Below are 21,806 nucleotides of genomic sequence, written 5' to 3' on the forward strand. Positions count from 1 at the left end.
AGGTTTTGGGTCTGCTTCGCAGCCCAGCGGGAGCAAGCTCCCTCGCCACAGAGGTTTATGCTGACTGACATGAATGTGTATTAAATTGATCCGACGAGCCCCAGCCGGCTCGTCCAAATGACCTGATGGTTCATCCCGCAGGTGCTGGATTATCGAGGCGGGGAGGCATAAGCCTCCCCGGTTCGTTTTTGGAAGCCACATGAAAATTCTGATCGTTGGGCCCAGTTGGGTCGGTGACATGGTGATGGCGCAGACACTGTTCCAGTGTCTCAAGCAGCGCCACCCGCAGTGCGAAATCGACGTGCTGGCCCCCGAGTGGAGCCGGCCGATTCTTGAGCGCATGCCCGAAGTTCGCCAGGCCTTGAGCTTTCCGCTCGGTCACGGCGCGCTGGAGCTGGCGACCCGTCGGCGCATCGGTAAATCCCTGGCCGGGCAGTACGACCAGGCGATCCTGTTGCCCAACTCGTTGAAGTCGGCGCTGGTGCCATTCTTCGCCGGCATCCCCAAACGCACCGGCTGGCGCGGCGAGTTCCGCTACGGCCTGCTCAACGATGTGCGCACGCTGGACAAGGAACGTTATCCGCTGATGATCGAGCGCTTCATGGCGCTGGCCTTCGAGCCGGGTATCGAGTTGCCCAAACCCTATCCGCGCCCGAGCTTGCAGATCGACCCGGTCACCCGCGAGGCAGCATTGGCCAAATTCGGCCTGACCCTCGATCGCCCGGTGTTGGCGTTGTGCCCAGGCGCGGAGTTCGGCGAATCCAAGCGCTGGCCGTCCGAGCATTACGCCAAGGTCGCCGAGGCGAAGATCCGTGACGGCTGGCAGGTATGGCTGTTCGGTTCGAAAAATGATCACGGGGTGGGTGAAGACATCCGTTCACGTTTGATTCCCGGCTTGCGCGAAGAGTCGGTGAACCTCAGTGGCGGCACTTCGCTGGCCGAAGCAATTGATCTGCTCTCTTGCGCTGATTCCGTGGTGTCCAATGATTCCGGCCTGATGCACGTCGCTGCCGCGCTGAACCGCCCGCTGGTGGCGGTCTACGGTTCGACATCGCCGGGTTTCACGCCACCGTTGGCCGAACATGTCGAGATCGTGCGCCTGGGCATCGAATGCAGCCCTTGCTTCGATCGCACCTGCCGTTTCGGCCATTACAACTGCTTGCGCCAGCTGATGCCGCAAACCGTGAACGAAGCCTTGCAGCGATTGCAGGGCACCGTGGTCGAGGTCAAATAGCTTGCGGGTACTGCTGATCAAGACGTCATCGCTGGGCGACGTGATTCATGCGTTGCCAGCGCTGACAGATGCTGCGCGGGCGATCCCCGGCATCAAGTTCGACTGGGTGGTGGAAGAAGGCTTCGCCGAAATCCCCACCTGGCATCCGGCGGTGGGCAAGGTGATCCCGGTGGCAATCCGGCGCTGGCGCAAAAACCTCTGGCAAACCATCAAGAGCGGCGAGTGGAAGCGTTTCAAGCAAAGCCTGCGCGCCACGAAATACGATTTGGTCATTGATGCCCAGGGCTTGCTGAAGAGCGCCTGGCTGACTCGCTATGTCAAAGCCCCGGTGGCCGGCCTGGACAAGTCGTCGGCCCGCGAGCCAATGGCCGCGCGTTTCTATGATCGACGGCTGGCGGTTGCCCGTGGCCAGCACGCGGTGGAGCGAGTGCGTCAATTGTTCGCCATCGCCCTGGGCTACGACCTGCCCAAGGGCTTGGGCGACTATGGCCTGAGCGTCGAACGCCTGGTGGAATTGCCGCGCAAGAATCCTTACGTACTGTTCCTGCATGGCACGACCTGGGACACCAAGCACTGGCCTGAAGCCTATTGGCGCGAGCTGACCGAGCGTGTCGGTTATCTCGGTGTCGGGGTGAAACTGCCTTGGGGCAACGCGGTGGAGAAGGCGCGCGCCGAACGCATCGCTGCCGGTTTCAAGCACGCCGAAGTGCTGCCCAAGCTGAACCTGGCCGGCGTCGGCAAGGTGTTGGCCGGGGCTCAGGCGTGTGTGGCGGTCGACACCGGTCTTGGTCATTTGGCCGCTGCACTGGATGTGCCGACCCTGTCGCTCTTCGGTCCGACCAACCCGGGTCTGACCGGCGCCTACGGCAAATCGCAGATCCACCTGGCCAGCGATTTCCCTTGCGCACCCTGCCTGCAAAAGAAATGCACCTATCAACCGACGGCCGAAGATGCCCGTCAGTTCGACCTTGAGCGCGAGTGGCCCTTGTGCTTCACGCGCCTGAATCCCGAGCGGGTCGCCAGCCGACTGAGCACGTTGCTACTGGCTGAGGAGCTGCGCTGATGCAATTGGCATTTGTCCTGTACAAGTACTTTCCCTTTGGTGGCTTGCAGCGCGATTTCATGCGCATCGCCCTGGAGTGTCAAAAACGCGGGCACCAGATTCGCGTCTACACGCTGATTTGGGAAGGCGACGTGCCGCCGGGTTTTGAAGTGCTGGTGGCGCCAGTCAAGGCATTCTTCAACCATCGTCGCAACGAAAAGCTCAGTGAATGGATGGAAGCGGACCTGGCCAAACGCCCGGTTGATCGTCTGATCGGCTTCAACAAGATGCCGGGGCTGGATGTGTATTACGCCGCTGACGGCTGCTTCGAAGACAAAGCGCAGAACCTGCGTAACTCGCTGTATCGTCGCTGGGGCCGCTATCGCCACTTCGCCGAATATGAGCGCGCGGTGTTTGCCAAAGACGCGAAGACTGAAGTGTTGATGATCTCCGAAGTCCAGCAGCCGCTGTTCATCAAGCATTACGACACGCCGCTGGAACGTTTTCATCTGCTGCCGCCTGGCATTGCCCAGGATCGTCGCCGCCCAGCCGATGCCGACGAAATTCGCGCCGGCTTCCGGGCCGAATTCAACCTCAAGGACGATGAGCTGTTGCTGGTGCAGATTGGCTCCGGGTTCAAGACCAAGGGGGTTGATCGCAGCCTCAAGGCGTTGGCGGCATTGCCCGCTGATCTGAAGAAACGCACACGGCTGTTTGTAATCGGCCAGGACGACCCCAAATTGTTCCAGATGCAGAGTGCGACGTTGGGGCTGGGCGACAACGTGACGTTCCTCAAGGGTCGCAGCGATATTCCGCGTTTCCTGTTGGGGGCCGATCTGTTGATCCATCCGGCCTACAACGAAAACACCGGTACCGTGCTGCTTGAAGCGCTGGTGGCCGGGTTGCCGGTGCTGGTCAGTGCGGTGTGCGGTTACGCCCATTACATTGCCGAGGCCGATGCTGGCCTGGTGCTGGACGAACCCTTCGAGCAAGCACAGCTGACGCAATACCTGACCGGCATGCTCAACGACGCCCAAGCACGGGCGGCCTGGAGCCGCAACGGTTTGGCGTTTGCCGAGACGGCTGATCTCTACAGCATGCCGCAGCACGCGGCCGATGTGATTCTGGCGGAGCACGCTAAATGAAGTTGATGCTGGCTGAACCGTTCAAAAGCCTCTGGGCCGGACGCGATCCGTTCGCCGAAGTCGAGGGCTTGCAGGGCGAGGTATACCGCGAGCTTGAAGCGCGCCGGACCCTGCGCACTGAAGTGAACGGCAACGGGTTTTTCGTAAAGATCCACCGCGGCATTGGCTGGGGTGAGATCTTCAAGAACCTGCTCACCGCCAAACTGCCGGTACTCGGTGCAGGCCAGGAGTGGAAGGCGATCCAGCGCTTGCAGGAAGTCGGCGTGCCGACCATGACCGCCGTCGCTTATGGTGAGAAAGGCAGCAATCCGGCCGACCAGCATTCGTTCATCGTCACTGAAGAGCTGGCGCCGACGGTCAGTCTCGAAGACTTCAGCCTCAACTGGATCAAGCAGCCGCCCGAGCCGAAACTCAAGCGCGCGCTGATCGCCGAAGTGGCACGCATGACCGGGATGATGCACCGCGCCGGGGTCAACCACCGCGACTGCTACATCTGCCACTTCCTGCTGCACACCGACAAGCCGGTGACGGCCGATGACTTCAAGCTGTCGGTGATCGACCTGCATCGCGCCCAGACGCGTCCGAGGATCACTGCCCGCTGGCGCAACAAGGATCTGGCGGCGCTGTATTTTTCCGCTCTGGATATCGGCCTGACCCGTCGCGACAAGCTGCGGTTCCTCAAGGGTTATTTCCAGCAACCGCTGCGGCAGATTCTCAGCGAAGAAGCCGGGCTGCTCAGTTGGCTCGAGGGCAAGGCCAACAAACTCTACGACCGCAAACAGCGATACGGGGATGCGCTCTGATGGCGGGTTGGACACTGGAGCCTGAGTACAGCGATCTGGCAGAGGACTTCGGCAGCCTCGAAGCGGTGTTTGCGCTTCAAGGCGAGCGATTGACCCGTGATCCGCTGTCGGAAGTCATCCGCGTCCAGCGCAAGGGCGTCAACTATTACGTCAAACGCTACGTGGGCGCAGGCAAGGGGTTGCGCCGTTATCTGGGCAAGCCTCGGGTGAAAATGGAGTGGCAGAACCTCAAGCGCTTCGCCAAGTGGGGCATTCCCACCGCCGAGGTGGTGGCCTGGGGGCTGGAGCGTCGCGGCATGGCTTACGATCGCGGGGCGATGATCACCCGCGAACTGCCGCATACCGAAGACCTCTCGGCCCTTGCCGAACGGCACGACCCCAAGCTCGCGGACCGCGCGTGGGTCGATACCATCAGCCGCCAGCTGGCCAGCTACACCCGGACCATGCACGAGCATTGTTTTACCCACAACGATCTGAAATGGCGCAACCTGCTGGTCGACGATCAGCCCCAGCTGTTTCTCATTGACTGTCCCAATGGTGATTTCTGGAGCGGTTTCTGGCTCAAGTACCGCATCACCAAGGACCTGGCGTGCCTGGACAAGGTCGCCAAATATCAGCTGTCGGCCACCCAGCGCCTGCGCTTTTACCTGCAATACCGGCAACGGGAACGGCTCAATGCCGCCGATAAAAAACGCATCCGGCACGTGGTGAGATTTTTCGAGGGACGCGAATGACTGATTTTCTGGCCGCTGAAGACCGTGCGCTGCTCGAACGCCATGGCCTCGGCACGTTCGATGCGCTGTGGTCCCGGCAACTCGAGGCCGTGGACGAACCCAACACCCTTCGCGGTGGCTGGAGCAGCGTGTTTCGACTGGACCTGGAAGGTCATGGCTTCTATCTCAAGCGCCAGAGCAACTATCAGATGCGCACCTTGCACGCGCCGTTCGGCGAGCCGAGTTTTGCCCGTGAATTTCGCAACATCAGCCGTTATGAAAAACTCGGCATTCCGGCGCTCAAAGCGGCGTTTTTCGGCGAGCGCAAAGTTGATGGCGAAGTCCGCGCTGTGCTGCTGACCCGGGCACTGGACGGCTGGGATGATCTGGATTCGCTGCTGCGCCGCTGGTCAGAGCTCGGCGAGGCGCAACACGTGGCCATTCTGCAAGCCTGCGGCCGTCTGGCGCAGCGCCTGCATGGCAGGCGTCAGGTGCACGGCTGCTTCTATCCCAAGCACATTTTCCTGCGCGCCAACGGCGACGGCTATCAAGCGCAGTTGATTGACCTGGAAAAGACTCGGCCACTGCTGTTCGGTCAACGGGACCGGGTCAAGGATCTGGAGCCATTACTGCGTCGAGCACCCGAGTGGAGCGAAGCGCAGTTGCGGGTGCTTCTGGCCGCCTATCTGGATCAGGCTCAGGACAGTTCGCTGATCGACAGCTGGCTGACACGTCTGACTGCCCGGCGCAGCCATAAGGGGAAAGCTTGATGCGTTTGTCCGAACTGAAAAGCGCTGGCCGCAGTCCGACGCTGCCGTTGACTCTTTCCCTGGCCGACGCGGCCGGTCCGGCCGATTTGCAGCTACTGAGCCTGCTGCGAGTGTTGCCGGGGCAGCGTTACGTGGGCGCCGGTGTCTGGCGTGGCCGGCCGGTGCTGGCCAAATTGCTGGTCGGCAGCAAGGCTGCACGGCATTTTCAACGGGAACTGGACGGCGTGCGTATGCTCGCTGCCCAAGGCTTGACCACGCCGCTGCTGTTGGCCGACGGCCTTAAGGAAGGCGAGGGCGGCTGGCTGTTGTTCGAGTTTCTGGAAGGCGCTGAAAGCCTCGGCGATGCGTGGCAGCGAGTTGAAAGCTTGCCCGTGTTGGCCGACGAGCAATCAGCGGTTTTGGCCGAAGCCTTGGGTGCCATTGGCCAAATGCATCGCAAAGGCCTGTGGCAGGAAGATCTGCATCTGGACAATCTGCTGCGCCAGGGCCGTCGGCTCTATCTGATCGACGGCGCCGGAATCTGCAGCGAAACGCCTGGCCAGCCGTTGTCGCGGCAAAAGGTCCTGGAAAATCTCGGGGTGTTCTTTGCCCAGTTGCCACAATCATTGCAGCCGTTCACCGAAGAGTTGCTGGTCTACTACCTGCTGAGCAATGGCGAACATGCCTTGCCCATGGAAGCGCTACAGAAGCAGATCGACAAAGTCCGCAACTGGCGCCTCAAGGATTTTCTGAACAAAGTCGGCCGTGAATGCACACTGTTCAGCGTGCAGCGCGGGGCGTTCGGCTTGCGGGCGATTCGCCGCGAGGAAGAAGCGGCCATGCTGCCGGTGCTGGAGCGGGCCGATGAGTTGCTTGACCAAGGGCATCTGTACAAGACCGGCGGCGCGGCGAGTGTCGGCAAAGTCCAGGTCAATGGTCGCACGCTGGTGATCAAGCGCTACAACATCAAGGGCTTTGCGCACTGGCTCAAGCGTTTCTGGCGCCCGAGCCGGGCGTGGCACTCCTGGCGCGAAGGCAATCGCCTGGCGTTCCTCGGCATCGCCACGCCCAAGCCGCTGGCGCTATTGGAAAAGCGCTTCCTCGGGTTGCGCGGTCGCGCCTACCTCATCACCGAGCATCTGTCGGGGCCGGACATCATCGAGCGCTTTGCGCCCTATGTGGAAAGTGGTGATGCGCCGGAGTCCGAGCTGGCAGCGCTGGATCACTTGTTCGCCGAGCTGATTCGCGAGCGCATCAGCCATGGTGACTTCAAGGGCCACAACCTGTTCTGGCAGCAGGATCGCTGGGCACTGATCGATCTCGACTCGATGTGCCAGCATGGCTCCCTCGCCAGTTTCGCACCGGCGTATGCACGGGATCGCGCGCGGTTCATGCGCAATTGGCCGGACAGTAGCGCGCTTTATCAAGTCATCGATCGGCGTCTGCCCAAAGACATCGCCAGCGTTTCCTGAATCGGGCCTTCGGTCTGTCGCGGGCTTGCCCGCGATGGGATCGGACCAGCCAAATAAGATCAGGGACAAGTTCTTGTGAACCGTCCTACGCGATCTTCGGAAGCCATGAACTGTGGCCCGGATCGGCCCGATGCTAGTTTGCCCTGACATTTGCGGAGGGCGGACTTTGACAATAAGAATGGCGGCTGCTTCAGGCGCGATTTCGCTGGCATTGGCGGGATGCGGGACCGCTGCGACGGTGCTTCAGGACGATGCTGACGCCGCGCAAGGGTTGCGAAAGCAAAAAACCTATTGCCAGTCGATACCGCGGGTCTACAGCGGTCTCGCCCATGATTTCTGCGTATTGAATGCGCCACCCGATCCCACGGGCTTCCTCGTGCCATTCATTCTGCTGGACCTGACGTTGTCCGGCGCTCTGGACACCGTTGTCTTGCCCTACACGATTTACCGGCAAAGCGTGGACGGCAATATCCAGATCTATTGGCGACCCGTGCGCGGTTAAACAGCGGCAAGTCGACTTCCGAAAAGGCTTGCCGGTTGCCGCTAGAGGTTTGCCGCAGCTTTTACGCTATAATCCCGCCCTTTAGCTGTCTCTCGCCCCTTGCGAGGGCACATAAATTTTTGAGGCGCATTGCGCCTGCACGCAGACTAAAGAGGCTAGACCCCTGTGGCATTGACGATTCTTGGCCTGTCCGGCGCCCTTAGCCATGATCCTTCCGCAGCCCTGTACATCGACGGCAAGCTGGTCGCGGCGGCTGAAGAAGAGCGCTTCGTGCGCGATAAACATGCAAAGAACCGCATGCCTTATGAATCGGCGAAATTCTGCCTGGAACAGGCCGGTATCAAACCTTCCGACGTTGATGTGGTGGCCATTCCGTTCGCCCCGATCAGCCTGTTCGGCAAGGCTCGCTGGCACTACGCCAAGCGTTACTGGTACGCGCCGGACCGCGCCCTCGATGCAATCCTGATGGGCAACCGTCGCTACAAGCGCTATCGCAACAAGATCGTCTGGTGCCTCGAGCAACTGGGTTTCGATCCGAAAAAAATCAAGATCGAGCCGGTCGAACACCATCTGGCTCACGCCTCCAGTGCCTACCACTGCTCCGGTTTCAAAGAGAAAACCGCGATTCTCGGGATCGACGGCAAGGGTGAGTACGCCACGACGTTCTTCGGTTACGGCGAAAACGGCAAGATCCACAAGATCAAGGAATTCTTCGATCCTGACTCCCTCGGCGGCCTGTACGGCGCAATCACCGAGTTCCTCGGTTTCGAGATGCTCGACGGCGAGTTCAAGGTCATGGGCATGGCGCCGTACGGCGATGCCAGCAAATACGATTTCTCGCGCCTGGCCTCGTTCGAGAACGGCGAGCTGGTGATCAACACCGACTACGCCAACGTCATCGGCCTGCGTCGCTATAAAGAGAAGGGCAAGGGTTTCTACTTCTCGCCGAAGCTGATCGAGTGGCTGGGTCCGAAGCGCGAAGGCGACATCGCTGATGAACCATACATTCACTACGCCGCGAGTATGCAAGCGCTGTTCGAGAAGCTGGCGTTGCAGATGATCGACCACTATCTGGGCGACGTCCTCAAGGAAACCGGCAAGCTGGCTTTCGCTGGTGGCTGTGCGTTGAACGTCAAGCTGAACCAGAAAATCATCGCCCGCGACGACATCAAAGAGCTGTTCGTCCAGCCTGCGTCCGGCGATGCCGGTACTGCCGTCGGCGCTGCGGCTTATGTGTCCCACGCCCGCGGCGTTCCGGTCGAGAAGATGGAACACGTCTACCTCGGCCCGTCGTACAGCAATGAAGATGTGATCGCCGCCTGCGCCCGCCATGAGAACAAACCTGCGTGGCGCAAGCTCGACAACATGCCGGAGCAGATCGCCAAAATCATGGTCGACGGCAACCCGGTGGCCTGGTTCCAGGGCCGCATGGAGTTTGGTCCGCGTGCACTGGGCGGTCGTTCGATCATTGGTTGCCCGAGCGTGCCGGGCGTGGCCGATCGCATCAACCACCAGATCAAGTTCCGCGAGCGCTGGAGGCCTTTCTGCCCGTCGATGCTCGACACCGTTGCACCGCAGATGATCAAGATCGATCACCCGGCACCGTTCATGACCTTCACCTTCGAAGTGGCTGAAGAGTGGAAAACCCGCGTGCCGGAAGTGGTCCACGAAGACGGCACTTCCCGTGCCCAAGTGCTCAAGCGCGAATACAACCCGCGCTACTACGACATGATGAAAGCGCTGGAAGTACTCACCGGCAACGGCGTGTCGCTCAACACTTCGCTCAACCGTCGCGGTGAGCCGATGATCTGCTCGCCGACGGACGCCTTGAACATGTTCTTCGGTTCCGATCTACAGTATCTGATCATGGAAGACATCCTGGTGGTCAAAGAGGGCGCGAACGCATATGACACGCTCGGCTGAACGCCATGTGTTGCAGTTCTGCCACGGCTATGACGGGCCGTTTCTGGACTGCGCCCGGCAGTACGCCAGCCTGTTCGCGGGGACCGGTTATCGCGTGACCACGGTGTTTCTCACCGGGGTCGCCGACGCCGAAGTCGCCGCGGGATGCGCCTCTGATGAAGTGTTGTTCATGGAATACAGCTCCAGAGCCATTCGTGGCCTGAAGCTGGGCGCCATTGGCGATCTGCGCAAGATCGCCGCATCGCGCAATTTCAGTTTCTGCATCGCCCACCGCTTCAAACCCATCTACATCGCCTTGCTGGGCACTTCGTTGCCGGTGATCGGCGTGCACCACGCGTTTGACGATTACAAGCGCGGCACGCGCAAGCTGTTCGCTCATGTTTTCCGCAAGCGCCTGAGCCTGCTCGGGGTTTCCGATGCCGTGCGCGATGACATGCGCCGCTGCCTGCCGAAGTGGCCGGCGACGCGCATCCAGACACTTTATAACCGCATCGATGTGCCGGCGTTGCAGGCCAGCCAGGTTTGCGCGCGCGAGGCACGGGAGATCCTGGGGTTGTCGACGGATGCCTGGATCGTCGGCAACGTCGGTCGATTGCACCCGGACAAAGATCAGGCCACGTTGCTTGAGGGCTTTGCCGCAGCGCTGCCGGGGCTGCCCGCCAACAGTCAGCTGGTGATTCTCGGCAGCGGGCGCCTGGAGCAGGATCTAAAGGCGCAGGCTCGTGAACTGGGGATTGGCGACCGCGTGTTGTTCCTCGGCCAGGTGCCTGAAGCCCGACGTTATTTTCGTGCCTTCGATGTTTTTGCCTTGAGTTCCGATCACGAACCTTTCGGCATGGTGCTGCTTGAGGCCATGGCCGCTGGTGTACCGTTGCTCGCCACCGCTTGTGGCGGGGCGAAGGAGGTGGTCGAAGGTGTCGGCATTCTGTTCCCGCTGGGCGATGCCGAACATCTGGCGCAAGGGTTGAAACACCTTGCCGCGATGGACGATCAACAACGTCTTCAGTGTGCCGAGCTGATGCTGGACCGCTTGCGCGAGCGCTTTTCCGACCGCGCGGTGCAGGATGCTTTCTGGCATTTGCCACACGTTATCGAACTGGCACCGAGGGGCTGATGCTCAACAGATTTCAAGGCTGGCGCGAACGTGGCTGGTCGGTAGCCGATGCCTCGATCTATGCCGAGGTCTGGCAACGTTATGGCGGCAGCGTCGCGACTCACCCTATGGTGGTTGAACGGTTGGCGCAGTTGGCTGGTATTCCGGTGCGTTATCTGGCCTGGGAGCATGAGGGCGAGGTGAAAGCGGCGATCCCGACCTGGGGGCGCGATCTTGCCTTGTCCAAGGATGTGCTCAAGCGCAGCGGTAAAAAAGGCCTGTTCGACCTTGGCAACGCCGAGATCATCCTGCCGGCTGCGGCCGATGCCCAAGCGCCTCTGCGCCATCGCGGGCGTTACCTTTCGGCACTGAACGAAAGCCGTTTCACCGGCATCAAGTTGCAGGCCGAACAATTGGCCATGGCCCGCGCTCCCGAAGAACTGTCGAAGAAATTTCGCTACAACCAGCGCCGGGAACTCCGGTTACTGGAAGAGGCGGGCGGTGTGGTACGCCCGGTTTCGGATTTTTCCAGTAGCGAGCTGGCGGCCATTTATTGCGACCTGTTCCAGCGCCGCTGGGGTTTTCCGGCGACCGGCGCCGAGCGCATGGCTGAAGTCATCGAGTTGTTGCGCGCGTTGCTGATCGGCTCGGTGATCTTCCTCAACGATGCACCGATTGCCATTCAGCTGGTGTACCGCGTCGAGACGCCGCAGTGGATCAGCGTCGAGTACATCAATGGTGGCGTCGACCCTGAAACCCGCGAGTTCAGCCCTGGCAGCGTGTTGAGCTTCCTCAATACCCAAAGCGCCTGGGAGCATGCACGGGCACTGGACAAGCCCTTGCGCTTTTCCTTCGGTCGCGCCGACCGGGAATACAAGGATCGCTGGTGCAACCCTGTTCCGGTCTTCACCGTATGAGCCAAGCCATGAGCCGCAAACAACAACTGCTCAAGCGCCATCGGCGCAACAAACGCATCGGCTTGTTGATCGCGCTGGGAATGTTGATTGTCATGGGCCTGCTGGTGGCCTGGTGGCTGCCGCTGGTGCTCGCAGTCCTGGGCTGGATTGCCCATGAAGCGTGGTTCGCCGACCACCTGTTCTATTCGCCCAACGACGATTACCAGTACAGCTTCCCGCCCTACACGCCGCAACCGAAAGTCCACCTCAATGGCGATCGCCTGCGGTTGGACGATGGCGTCATGTTGGTCGAAGACGCGACGCTGGTGCTGGCGTTGCGGGTCAAAAGCACCTGGCTGGGGCGTTTCCTTGATCCTGTGGTCGAACTGGCTGGTGGTGACAATCCGGATCGGCTGACCTTCGAGCGCGGTGTAAACGGCCTGCGTTATCTCAACCTCAGTGGCCAGGCACAAGTTCTGTCCCAAGGCGAGCTCCGCCTGCGCGGCCGTTTTTGCCGCCTGCTCGGCGAGCCGGTGCTGTGGGCGATCGAACATCCGGATTACCGTCGCCAACGGGTGATGGTCATTGCGCCTCATGCCGATGACGCGGAACTGGCAGCCTATGGCTTGTACAGCCAGGCGGATGAAGCCTGGATCGTCACGCTCACCGCCGGTGAAATCGAAGCCGAACACTACCAGCAGATGGGATTGGACAAAGTCCAGGCCTCGCGGCTCAAAGGCCGTTTGCGAGCCTGGGACAGCATTGCAGTGCCGCGTTGGGCTGGCGTGGCCGAAAGCCGGTGCGTGCAATTGGGATATTTCTGCCTGCAACTGGCGACCATGCAGGCTTCGCCTGCTCAGCCGGCGGGCTCGCGCGAAGCGGATTTGAGTGATACCCGGTTGTTTCGCCAGTTGAACCCGTTCGCCTTGCCGGGCGATGTCGATGGCGCGCCGACCTGGAACAACCTGCTGGCCGACTTGCGAGAGTTGCTGCTGCGCGCGCAACCGCAAGTCATCGTGCTGCCGCATCCGACACTTGATCCGCATCCGGATCATATTTGCGCTCATGCCGCGGTTCTTGAAGCCTTGCAAGGGCTCGACTGGCAGCCGACATTGCTGGGTTACGCCAATCACTTGCATGACAACGATCGCTGGCCTATGGGCAATAGCGGTACCGGCGTGGCGCTGCCACCGGTGTTTGATCCTGCCTCGCTGCTGCATCCCTATTGTCTTTTACTCACGCCGGCGCAGCAGCGCGACAAGGCCATGGCGCTGGCAATGATGCATGACTTGCAGCCGCCAGCCCCGTTCAAGCGCCGGGTGCGCCGGGTATTGCAGCGGTTGCTGGCCGGGCGCCGCGGTTCGCCCTACGGTGAGAACGAATTTTTTCGCAAGGCTGTACGTCGCCATGAGCTGTTCTGGCATTTGTAGGATTGCGTTCGTGAAGCGCCCCAGCTGCGAGCAGGGGTATGTCAGAGGTTGCTCGGTTTGCCTGTTGCGGCAAGGAAGACGATGAAAGTTTTGTTTCTGGTGCAGAAAGATCAGCGGGCTATCCTGGACCGTCTGTACGAGGGCGTGGCCGCCCATTGCGAGTGCGACCTGCGGTGGCTGAGCAGCGATGAGCAGCGCAACCTGCGCCGCTATTTTCGACGCGAAGTCGATGTGGCGCAGTATGACCGGATCGTGTTTTTCCTGCGCTTCAAGCAGGAGATCCGCCAGGTCGGATTTATCCGCACGATCCCCAATCTGGTGATCCTCGAACACGACGCCTATCAGAACTACATTCCTTGCAAGTACACGGGAAAGTTCAGCGCACATTACCGCAAGCTGCCCTGGGCGCGAGTCATCAGCTCAGGTTTCGTCGTCACCGAAAGGTTGCGCAGCGAAGGGTTCGATGCGGTATTCGTGCCCAAAGGCTACGACCAGACCCAGCTTGAAGATCAAGGGCGTGAGCGCGATATCGAACTGGCCTTCGTCGGCAGCACCAACAGTGTCGCCTACAGCGGGCGCAAAGCCTTGCTCGATGAGTTGGCGGGCGTCGAACCCTTGGTGGTCACCCGCACGAAATCCGGCGAGGAATACCGCGACACCCTCAACCGCATCCGCTACTTCGTCAGTGCCGATGTCGGCATGGGCGAATTCATGATCAAGAACTTCGAGGCCATGGCTTGCGGTTGTGTATTGCTGGCGTATGACCAGGGCGAGGCGGAAAGCCAGGCACTGGGTCTGCTGGACATGCAAAACGTGGTGTTCTACCAGAACATCGCACAACTTCAGCAAAAGCTCGCGCTATTGCGCAGCGACCCGGAACTGGCTCAGCGCATTGCCCGTAACGGTCGCGAACTGGCGGTCAGCCAGTTCAGTTTTGCACGCATCGGTCAGCGAATCGTCGAGGAGCTCGAGCCGGCACTGCGTGTTCGCGCGCCCTTGAGCCTGCTGGAAAAAGTCCGTCTGAAGTTAGGCATTTGACGATGTGTTACCCGGCCATTGGCATTGCTGGCGACCTCCATTTCTTTAGGGATCAGGTGCAGTTATCCATGGAAAACGACATCGCATCGGTACACCGAGCGTGCGTTCCTGTTGGCGGTTGCTATGGTGAAGTTGTGGTCGGTTCATCCCCTGAGCGCCGTACGGCTTCTCTAAAGAACTCCCTGTCCCGGCTTTTCACCCTATGAGCATTGTTAACGTCATGTGGGCCAGCGGCGCTCCGTTTGCCTCGACTCACAAGGTGCACCAACAGATATTGTCCCAGGTCCCGGCCTCTGTACCGATCGAAACCTGGCTGCTTCAGGGGCATGCCTCGGAGTGTGGAGTGGCGGTCGGCAAGGTGCGGGAGTGGGGGCTGACCTCTGCGCGACTGAAAGGGCGACACATCTGGCGACTGGCCCGGCCCTGGATGCACTACAAATTGCAGAGTGCGCTCAAATCCAGCGATGCGCGCGTACTGTTGCTTGATGGCCTGGGCGTGGCCCGGGCACTGTTGCCCTGCATCGAGACCATGCCGCACTTGCGTGCGGTAGTGGTTTTCCATGGTTCGACGCGGCTTCACGCAGCGGATAGAACGCTCTTCCAGCGGTTCCCGGCGTCCCGGCTGTCGGTGGTTGCTGTGTCGCAAACCCTCGCGACGTCATTGAGCCAGGACCTGCAACGGCCAGTCACGACACTGCGCAGCGCTTTTGATCCCACGGCCTGGCGTTCTGCCCTGCTCACCCGGGAACAGGCGCGTTCCCGGTTGGGCTTGCCTGTGGATAACACATCGGTGCTGGGTGCCGTGGGACGGCTGGTTGGGGGAAAAGGTTTTGCCTGTCTGATCGATGCTTTCGCGGCAGCATTGCTTGAACGACCGGATCTGCGCTTGGTGATTGTGGGCGAAGGTGTTGCCCGTGCCGAACTGGAAGCGAAAATCCACGCGGCAGGGTTGCGCGGCAAAGTCTTTTTGCCGGGTCATGTGAGTGACGTGGGGCAGCTCTATCGAGCATTCGACTGGGTGGCGATGCCGTCGCTGAGCGAAGGCCTGGGGCTGATCCTGCAGGAGGCGGTCATGGCCGGGGTACCGGTAATCGCCAGTGAACTGGATGTGTTCCGTGAACAATTGGGCGATGCCGGCTGGTATGCCCCTGTCGAGGATGTGGCTGCCTGGCGCGACGCGATTGCCCGGGCGTTCAGTGCCAACGCTCAAGCGATCGCCGCAGAGCAATATCGTGCACTTGCCCCGGACCAGGCCTGGCGGGATTTCAGCCAGGCTTCCCGGGCATTGCTCTCATGAAGCGAGCAGTGCCTGTTCGAGGGCTTTCATCGGAAAGCTGTCGTTCAGGTTTTCCCGTGCAATATAGCGAGCGAAGTGCTGCAGGTTGCGCTTGACTAGATGACGGGACAGCGGTGCGCGCAGAAAGCGCATGTCCGCCACATCAATCAGGCCCATGCGGTTATCGGGGGTGACCACGATATTGCCCAGGTGCAGTGAGCGGAAATAAATTCCCGATTCATGGAGACTTCTTATCAGGCCCACCAGGTCCGGCAAGGCCTGCGGCCAGGTGAATCCTTCCTTGTTGGCGATCTGGCGCAGGGTCTCGCCTGGCAATGGCTGGTAAAGCACCGCCGTCATGCCTGGCGCTTGCAGTCGGTAGTACTGCAGGACCTGCAAAGTCGGCACACCGAGTTTTTGCAGTTCTACGGCGTTGTCGATGAATCGCTTGGAATAGGGACGAAACAGCGCAGAAGAAAAAATACGCTTGCGGCGGAACAGTTTCAGAATATTCCCATTCTGCAACAGGTAGACTTTCGGCCCAAAGCTGTCGGCTTCCAGTACTCTGGCGCCTTCAATCATTTGATTTAGAGCGGCTTGTGAAAGCCGAGAACATTGCATCGTAGAAAGCCTTGTTGGAAGACGGGCGTTGTGACGGGCAATGATGCCGAAAAGTTTCAGCTTTAACCATGCCGGGCGGGGTGGGTGACGTTTCTCAGGGGTAATTTGATGCAAGAAAAACGCTGGGCGCAAGTATGGATGACGATAGGTCTGCTTTGGTTCCTGTTGGCCATCGCCGTCGCGCCTACCAACAAGATCTATCAACAAGGTTTGGTCGCATCGGTCTGGCTGCCGGCACTGTTTTTTTCATGGTCCGCGCGAGCCCGGCTCCGGGAGTTATTCCATCAGCAACGCTGGGTCTATCTGCCGATGCTCGGGCTTCTGGTGTGGTCTCTGATCAGTCTTGCCTGGACGAACGCTCCGGACCTCGCTCGCGAGGCCAAGCGTTTGCTCTACATCGTGGTGTTCCTGATGTTCTTCCCGATATTTGCCAATGGCCAGCCTGATCGCGTGATCCGCATCATGCAGTGGGGTGGGCTCGGGTTGGCGCTGACGGCGCTCATCGCCATCATCAAGTTCTATGGCGTGGATGGAAACATTTGGAGCGCACGCCTGGAGGGGTTGGGTGAATTGGCTCATCCGATCCTGGGCGGGTATGTCATTGGGCTGGCTGCGGTCTGGCTGGCTTTCTGGCCTCCGGCCAGCGGCAAATTGCAGGTGCTCTGGGTGATTGCTCTGGCCCTGCTTTGTGCATTCGTGATGCTTAGCCAGAGCCGTGGCGCCGGGCTGGCGTTGTTTTTCACGATACTTGCCATGCCGGTTTGGAGCAGTGACCGACGTAGCCGCATCATCGCAGCGGCAGCATTGATCGTGGCGGTCATGGCGATCTGGTTTTTCGAATCGTTCGTCGTGGCGCGCGGAGTGTCTTATCGTCCGCAAATCCTGATAGCCAGTCTGCAGATGATCAGTGAGCACCCATGGCTTGGCCTCGGCCTTGGCGGTGACTACCGAGTGTTTGCTTCAGGTGAGTACTTCAATCATACGCATAACCTGTTTACCCACGTGGCTCTTGAATTAGGGCTGCCAGGGTTGCTGTTGTGGTGTTCGATCTGGCTTGCAGTGCTGTACGAGGCCTGGAAAGCCCGGGAGACGCTTTATGCCAAGGGAATCATTGGCATCTGGGTGTTCTCGACGCTGGCCATGCAATTTGACGCCGCCAGCCTGTCCGGGACCCCGAGGCCCGAATGGTTTATAAGCTGGTTGCCCGTGGGGCTGGCCAGTGTTCTGGTATGGGCACGGGCCAACTCCGGCGCCTGTGATAAAATTTCGCGTTCCATTTAACCAGTGAGCCCTACGATGAGTGATGCACCGCCTGAAGCGGGACAGGATTCCAGCCTGAAAATCTACCTTCGGCTGTTGGGGTACGTGAAACCCTATATCGGTCTCTTCCTGCTGAGTATCGTAGGCTTCGTGATCTTTGCCTCCACGCAGCCGATGCTGGCCGGGATTCTCAAATATTTCGTCGATGGCCTGAGCAACCCTGAAGCGGTGCTGTTCCCTACAGTCCCTTACCTGAAGGATTTGCAACTGCTGATGGCCGTGCCGTTGTTGATCATCCTGATCGCGGCGTGGCAAGGCCTCGGTTCGTTTCTCGGTAACTTCTACCTGGCGAGGGTATCGCTAGGGCTGGTGCATGACCTGCGCGTCGAGCTGTTCAACAAGCTGCTGGTGCTGCCCAACCGCTATTTCGACACCCACAACTCCGGGCATCTGATCTCGCGCATCACGTTCAACGTGACCATGGTGACCGGTGCCGCCACCGATGCGATCAAGGTCGTGATCCGTGAAGGCCTGACCGTGGTTTTCCTGTTTGCCTATTTGCTGTGGATGAACTGGAAGCTGACCCTGGTGATGCTGGCGATCCTGCCGTTGATTGCTTTGATGGTGGGTAGCGCCAGCAAAAAATTCCGCAAGCAGAGCAAGAAGATCCAGGTGGCCATGGGTGATGTGACCCACGTGGCTTCCGAAACCATTCAGGGTTATCGCGTGGTGCGCAGCTTCGGCGGCGAGACTTATGAAGAGCGTCGCTTCGCTGCCGCAAGCCAGGGCAACACCGAGAAGCAGTTGCGCATGACCAAGACCGGCGCGGTCTACACGCCGATGTTGCAACTGGTGATCTACACCGCCATGGCTGTGTTGATGTTCCTGGTGCTGTTCCTGCGCGGTGATGCCACCGCCGGTGATCTGGTGGCCTACATTACCGCCGCTGGCCTGCTGCCCAAGCCGATCCGCCAGTTGTCGGAGGTCAGTTCGACCATCCAGAAAGGCGTCGCCGGTGCCGAAAGCATTTTCGAGCAACTGGACGTCGAGCCCGAGGTCGACAGCGGCACGGTCGAGCGAGACCGCGTCAGCGGGCATCTGGAGGTGCGCAACCTCAGCTTCACCTACCCTGGAACTGACCGTGAAGTGCTGAAAAACATCAACTTCACGGCGGCGCCGGGACAGATGATTGCACTGGTCGGCCGTTCAGGGAGCGGCAAGTCGACCCTGGCCAGCCTGATTCCGCGTTTCTATCATCACGACATTGGCGAAATCCTGCTCGATGACGTTGAGATCGAAGACTATCGCCTGCGCAACCTGCGCCGGCACGTGGCGCAGGTTACCCAACACGTGACGCTGTTCAACGACACCATTGCCAACAACATCGCTTATGGCGACCTGGCTGGCGCGCCGCGCGAAGACATTGAAAAGGCTGCCACGGATGCCTATGCGATGGACTTCATCTCGCAGATGCCTGAAGGCCTCGATACTCAGGTCGGAGAAAACGGCGTGCTGCTGTCCGGCGGGCAGCGTCAGCGTCTGGCGATTGCGCGGGCACTGTTGAAAAACGCGCCATTGCTGATCCTCGACGAGGCCACTTCGGCCCTCGACACCGAGTCCGAGCGCCACATTCAGGCGGCACTGGACCAGGTCATGAAAGGGCGCACCACGCTGGTCATCGCTCACCGTCTGTCGACCATCGAAAAAGCCGATTTGATTCTGGTGATGGAGCAGGGCCAGATCGTCGAACGCGGCACCCACGCTCAACTGCTGGCGCAAAACGGCTACTACTCGCGTTTACATGCGATGGGGCTGGACGCGCCGGCTGAAGACATCGCCTGAAATAATCTTTTGCAGGGCGTTGCCCTGGCTGCGATCTTTTGACTTTGTTTTTAAAGATCAAGAGGTCGCAGCCTCGTTGCTCTCTACAGTCCTGCCCTCGCGAATTTATCCCGATGCAGCCGTCGCACAAGCCTGCGGCAACCCTGTGTTAATATCGCGCCCCTGTTCATTTTGTATGTGGGTTGCTCCATGAAGTTGTCCATGCCGCGATTCGATCAAGCCCCTGTCTTGGTGGTCGGCGATGTCATGCTCGACCGTTACTGGCATGGTGGTACCTCACGGATTTCCCCTGAGGCGCCAGTACCTGTAGTCAAGGTCGAGCACATCGAGGACCGCCCCGGCGGTGCCGCCAACGTTGCGTTGAACATTGCCGCCCTTGGCGCGCCAGCCTCGCTGGTTGGCGTGACCGGCGACGATGAAGCCGCCGACAGTCTGGTCAATAGCCTCAAGGGTGCAGGTGTGCGGGCGTTGTTCCAGCGCATCGCGCATCAACCGACCATCGTCAAGTTGCGGGTCATGAGTCGGCACCAGCAATTGCTGCGTATCGACTTCGAAGAACCGTTCGCCACCGACTCGCTGGCGTTGTCGGTGCAAGTCGACGAATTGCTCGAAGGCATCAAGGTGCTGGTGCTCTCCGACTACGGCAAGGGTGCGTTGAAAAACCATCAAGTCTTGATTCAGGCAGCTCGTGCCCGTGGCATTCCGGTGCTGGCCGACCCCAAGGGTAAGGATTTTTCGATCTATCGCGGTGCGAGTCTGATCACACCGAACCTCAGCGAGTTCGAAACCATCGTTGGCGGTTGCGCCGATGAGCACGAGCTGGTGAGCAAGGGCGCGCAGTTGATGCACGACCTGGACCTTGGCGCCTTGCTGGTGACCCGTGGCGAACACGGCATGACGCTGTTGCGCCCGGATCATCCGGCCCTGCACCTGCCGGCTCGCGCCCGTGAAGTGTTCGACGTGACCGGCGCCGGCGACACGGTGATTTCCACCCTGGCGACGGCGATTGCTGCCGGCGAGGAACTGCCGCATGCGGTGGGCCTGGCCAACCTGGCCGCGGGCATCGTGGTCGGCAAGCTCGGTACGGCGGCGATCAGTGCGCCGGAACTGCGTCGCGCCATCCAGCGTGAAGAAGGTTCGGAGCGCGGTGTGCTGGGGCTCGAGCAATTACTGCTGGCCGTCGACGACGCCCGTGCGCACAACGAGAAGATCGTGTTCACCAACGGTTGCTTCGACATTCTGCATGCCGGCCACGTGACTTACCTCGAACAGGCGCGCGCCCAAGGCGATCGCCTGATCGTGGCGGTCAACGACGATGCGTCGGTCAGTCGCTTGAAAGGGCCGGGTCGTCCGATCAACAGTGTCGACCGACGCATGGCCGTGCTGGCCGGGTTGGGTGCGGTGGACTGGGTGATCAGCTTCGCCGAAGGCACCCCGGAAAACCTCCTGCGCGAGGTCAAGCCGGACGTGTTGGTCAAGGGTGGGGATTACGGGATTGACCAGGTGGTGGGCGCGGACATCGTGACTGCCTACGGCGGCACCGTGAAAGTGCTGGGGCTGGTGGAAAACAGCTCCACTACCGCCATTGTCGAGAAAATCCGCAAGTCCGAATAACGCGTGATCACTGTGGCGAGGGAGCTTGCTCCCGTTCGACTGCGAAGCGGTCGTAAAACCATTGAATGCGATTTGCCTGGTGCAACTCGATTGCAGGTTTTAGGGTCGCTCCGCGACCCAACGGGAGCAAGCTCCCTCGCCACGGCAGCGTCCTGATCAGCCTATCGTGCAGCCTTGCGCGGTACGATCTTCTTCAGCAGTTGCTTGGCCTTCCCGCGCAGTCGCGCCAGGCCTGAGTCTTTCGTCGGTGGCGTCAAGCCTTGCTGGCGGACCCAGTCCTTCCAGCGAATGCGCTCATCCCTCACCAACCAGCCTTCCTGCCGGGCAAAGCTCTCGGCCAGAAACAACCCGCGCGTGCTCGCCGGGTACAGTTGATCCTTCTTCAAGGTATAGAGCTCGGCCAACGGGTGGCCGTCCTGCAAAGGCATCAAGTACAGATCGGGCCGCTTGCGATCCAGTCGGGCCACCAGTTGATCGCCTTCCAGCCGTTCGTCGACGTGGAACAGACTCAGGGATTTGGCTTCCTTGGGCACGTCCAGGCGCAAATCATAGATCAACTGCAACGATGCCGTCGGCAGGTGCACATAGGCCCGGGGCCGCTCAATCAGCTGCAGGTTGGCGCAACGCACCGGCCGCGCCGAGCCGGACAGTGGCGACAGGCGAAACGGCAGGGCTTCGCGGTAATGCAGAGCAGACGAGTAGGGCGCGGGCAACCATGTGTCGTTGAAGCGCCCACCGAGCCAGCCTTCCGGGGTTTCCAGCAGGCATTCTTCGGCAATCTCCTGGATCGCCGTGTGCAGCGGCAGGTTCAGCTCGTGGGCCGGCACGTAGCCGGAAATCAGCTTGAGCACGACGTCCCCGCGATCCTGGCGACGCTGACGCACCAGTACCCAGTAATCGCGATTCTGCCAATGCAGCGTCAGGCGCACCGAAACGCCGAGGTTGGCCAGTTCCAGGGCAAAGCGCTCGCTGTCGGCGACGGTGACCGGGCGGCGACGTTGCAGGGTCTGGGAGAAGTTCAGCGGCCTGCCGACGCTCTGGTAACTCAGGCCTTCGGGAGTCGCTTCGACGAATAACGGCAGGGTCTTGAAGTTGCTCGGATTCTTTCTAATGAGCGTACGCGGCATGTCGGCTCCTGCTTTAGGCCGCGTGG

19 protein-coding genes are annotated in these 21,806 nt (G+C 60.3%); 17 read left to right on the forward strand and 2 right to left on the reverse strand.

Translation table 11 applies throughout. The features are described 5' to 3' along the window. The first annotated feature begins 199 nt into the window (after positions 1-199). The 14 genes from waaF to D8U18_RS07490 all read left to right on the forward strand — a co-directional run bounded on the left by waaF (position 200) and on the right by D8U18_RS07490 (position 15,337). Positions 200-1,234 (forward strand): lipopolysaccharide heptosyltransferase II, encoded by a 1,035-nt coding sequence (waaF, locus tag D8U18_RS07425; RefSeq protein WP_131107378.1) that lies wholly within the window; start codon positions 200-202, stop codon positions 1,232-1,234. A gap of 1 nt (position 1,235) precedes the next feature. Then, positions 1,236-2,297, forward strand: coding sequence for a lipopolysaccharide heptosyltransferase I (gene waaC / locus D8U18_RS07430; RefSeq protein ID WP_056852323.1), 1,062 nt, complete (start codon positions 1,236-1,238; stop codon positions 2,295-2,297). After that, positions 2,297-3,421: a glycosyltransferase family 4 protein gene (locus tag D8U18_RS07435; protein ID WP_056852324.1), complete on the forward strand. Its 1,125-nt coding sequence runs from the start codon at positions 2,297-2,299 to the stop codon at positions 3,419-3,421. The genes waaC and D8U18_RS07435 overlap by 1 nt, the downstream gene beginning before the upstream one ends. Further along, a complete protein-coding gene (rfaP, locus tag D8U18_RS07440) occupies positions 3,418-4,224 on the forward strand; it encodes a lipopolysaccharide core heptose(I) kinase RfaP (protein WP_130903944.1) in 807 nt (268 codons plus the stop codon). Before D8U18_RS07435 ends, rfaP begins: the two co-directional genes overlap by 4 nt. Further along, positions 4,224-4,958: a lipopolysaccharide kinase InaA family protein gene (locus D8U18_RS07445; RefSeq protein WP_056852326.1), complete on the forward strand. Its 735-nt coding sequence runs from the start codon at positions 4,224-4,226 to the stop codon at positions 4,956-4,958. Before rfaP ends, D8U18_RS07445 begins: the two co-directional genes overlap by 1 nt. Further along, positions 4,955-5,707, forward strand: a complete 753-nt coding sequence (locus D8U18_RS07450) for a lipopolysaccharide kinase InaA family protein (RefSeq protein WP_130903945.1) — start codon at positions 4,955-4,957, stop codon at positions 5,705-5,707. Before D8U18_RS07445 ends, D8U18_RS07450 begins: the two co-directional genes overlap by 4 nt. Continuing rightward, positions 5,707-7,158 carry a lipopolysaccharide kinase InaA family protein gene (locus tag D8U18_RS07455; protein WP_130907026.1) on the forward strand — a complete coding sequence of 484 codons (1,452 nt, stop codon included), beginning with the start codon at positions 5,707-5,709 and terminating at the stop codon, positions 7,156-7,158. The genes D8U18_RS07450 and D8U18_RS07455 overlap by 1 nt, the downstream gene beginning before the upstream one ends. A 166-nt stretch (positions 7,159-7,324) precedes the next feature. After that, positions 7,325-7,660 (forward strand): YceK/YidQ family lipoprotein, encoded by a 336-nt coding sequence (locus D8U18_RS07460; protein ID WP_056852546.1) that lies wholly within the window; start codon positions 7,325-7,327, stop codon positions 7,658-7,660. 165 nt (positions 7,661-7,825) lie between these two features. Continuing rightward, on the forward strand, positions 7,826-9,583 hold the full coding sequence (locus D8U18_RS07465; protein WP_056852329.1) for a carbamoyltransferase: 1,758 nt from the start codon (positions 7,826-7,828) through the stop codon (positions 9,581-9,583). Further along, positions 9,567-10,697, forward strand: coding sequence for a glycosyltransferase (locus D8U18_RS07470; protein ID WP_131107379.1), 1,131 nt, complete (start codon positions 9,567-9,569; stop codon positions 10,695-10,697). Before D8U18_RS07465 ends, D8U18_RS07470 begins: the two co-directional genes overlap by 17 nt. Next, the gene (locus D8U18_RS07475; RefSeq protein WP_130907027.1) at positions 10,697-11,593 is read left to right on the forward strand and encodes an antimicrobial resistance protein Mig-14; all 897 of its coding nucleotides are present in this window, start codon (positions 10,697-10,699) and stop codon (positions 11,591-11,593) included. Before D8U18_RS07470 ends, D8U18_RS07475 begins: the two co-directional genes overlap by 1 nt. A gap of 8 nt (positions 11,594-11,601) precedes the next feature. Continuing rightward, positions 11,602-13,002 (forward strand): PIG-L family deacetylase, encoded by a 1,401-nt coding sequence (locus D8U18_RS07480; protein ID WP_131107380.1) that lies wholly within the window; start codon positions 11,602-11,604, stop codon positions 13,000-13,002. 81 nt (positions 13,003-13,083) lie between these two features. Then, a complete protein-coding gene (locus D8U18_RS07485) occupies positions 13,084-14,040 on the forward strand; it encodes a glycosyltransferase (RefSeq protein ID WP_056852332.1) in 957 nt (318 codons plus the stop codon). Between the two features lie 202 nt (positions 14,041-14,242). After that, positions 14,243-15,337: a glycosyltransferase gene (locus tag D8U18_RS07490; RefSeq protein ID WP_131107381.1), complete on the forward strand. Its 1,095-nt coding sequence runs from the start codon at positions 14,243-14,245 to the stop codon at positions 15,335-15,337. Here D8U18_RS07490 and D8U18_RS07495 read toward each other — a convergent pair. Continuing rightward, positions 15,332-15,937 carry a serine/threonine-protein kinase gene (locus D8U18_RS07495; RefSeq protein WP_056852334.1) on the reverse strand — a complete coding sequence of 202 codons (606 nt, stop codon included), beginning with the start codon at positions 15,935-15,937 and terminating at the stop codon, positions 15,332-15,334. The genes D8U18_RS07490 and D8U18_RS07495 overlap by 6 nt on opposite strands. A gap of 108 nt (positions 15,938-16,045) precedes the next feature. Between D8U18_RS07495 and D8U18_RS07500 the strand changes: the two genes are divergently transcribed. From D8U18_RS07500 to hldE, 3 genes are all read left to right on the forward strand, one after another. Then, positions 16,046-17,218 carry an O-antigen ligase family protein gene (locus tag D8U18_RS07500; protein ID WP_056852335.1) on the forward strand — a complete coding sequence of 391 codons (1,173 nt, stop codon included), beginning with the start codon at positions 16,046-16,048 and terminating at the stop codon, positions 17,216-17,218. A 15-nt stretch (positions 17,219-17,233) separates the two neighbouring features. Continuing rightward, complete coding sequence (msbA, locus tag D8U18_RS07505) at positions 17,234-19,039, forward strand: lipid A export permease/ATP-binding protein MsbA (RefSeq protein ID WP_056852336.1); 1,806 nt, start codon at positions 17,234-17,236, stop codon at positions 19,037-19,039. Between the two features lie 189 nt (positions 19,040-19,228). Beyond that, positions 19,229-20,653 carry a bifunctional D-glycero-beta-D-manno-heptose-7-phosphate kinase/D-glycero-beta-D-manno-heptose 1-phosphate adenylyltransferase HldE gene (hldE, locus tag D8U18_RS07510; protein ID WP_131107382.1) on the forward strand — a complete coding sequence of 475 codons (1,425 nt, stop codon included), beginning with the start codon at positions 19,229-19,231 and terminating at the stop codon, positions 20,651-20,653. Positions 20,654-20,814: 161 nt separating this feature from the next. On the opposite strand, the gene D8U18_RS07515 is transcribed toward hldE, so the two are convergent. Continuing rightward, entirely contained in the window at positions 20,815-21,780 is a 966-nt protein-coding gene (locus D8U18_RS07515; protein ID WP_131107383.1) for a metal ABC transporter ATPase, read from the reverse strand. Positions 21,781-21,806: the final 26 nt, after the last annotated feature.

The organism is Pseudomonas sp. Sample_10, from assembly GCF_004321495.1.
Taxonomy (GTDB): Bacteria; Pseudomonadota; Gammaproteobacteria; order Pseudomonadales; family Pseudomonadaceae; genus Aquipseudomonas.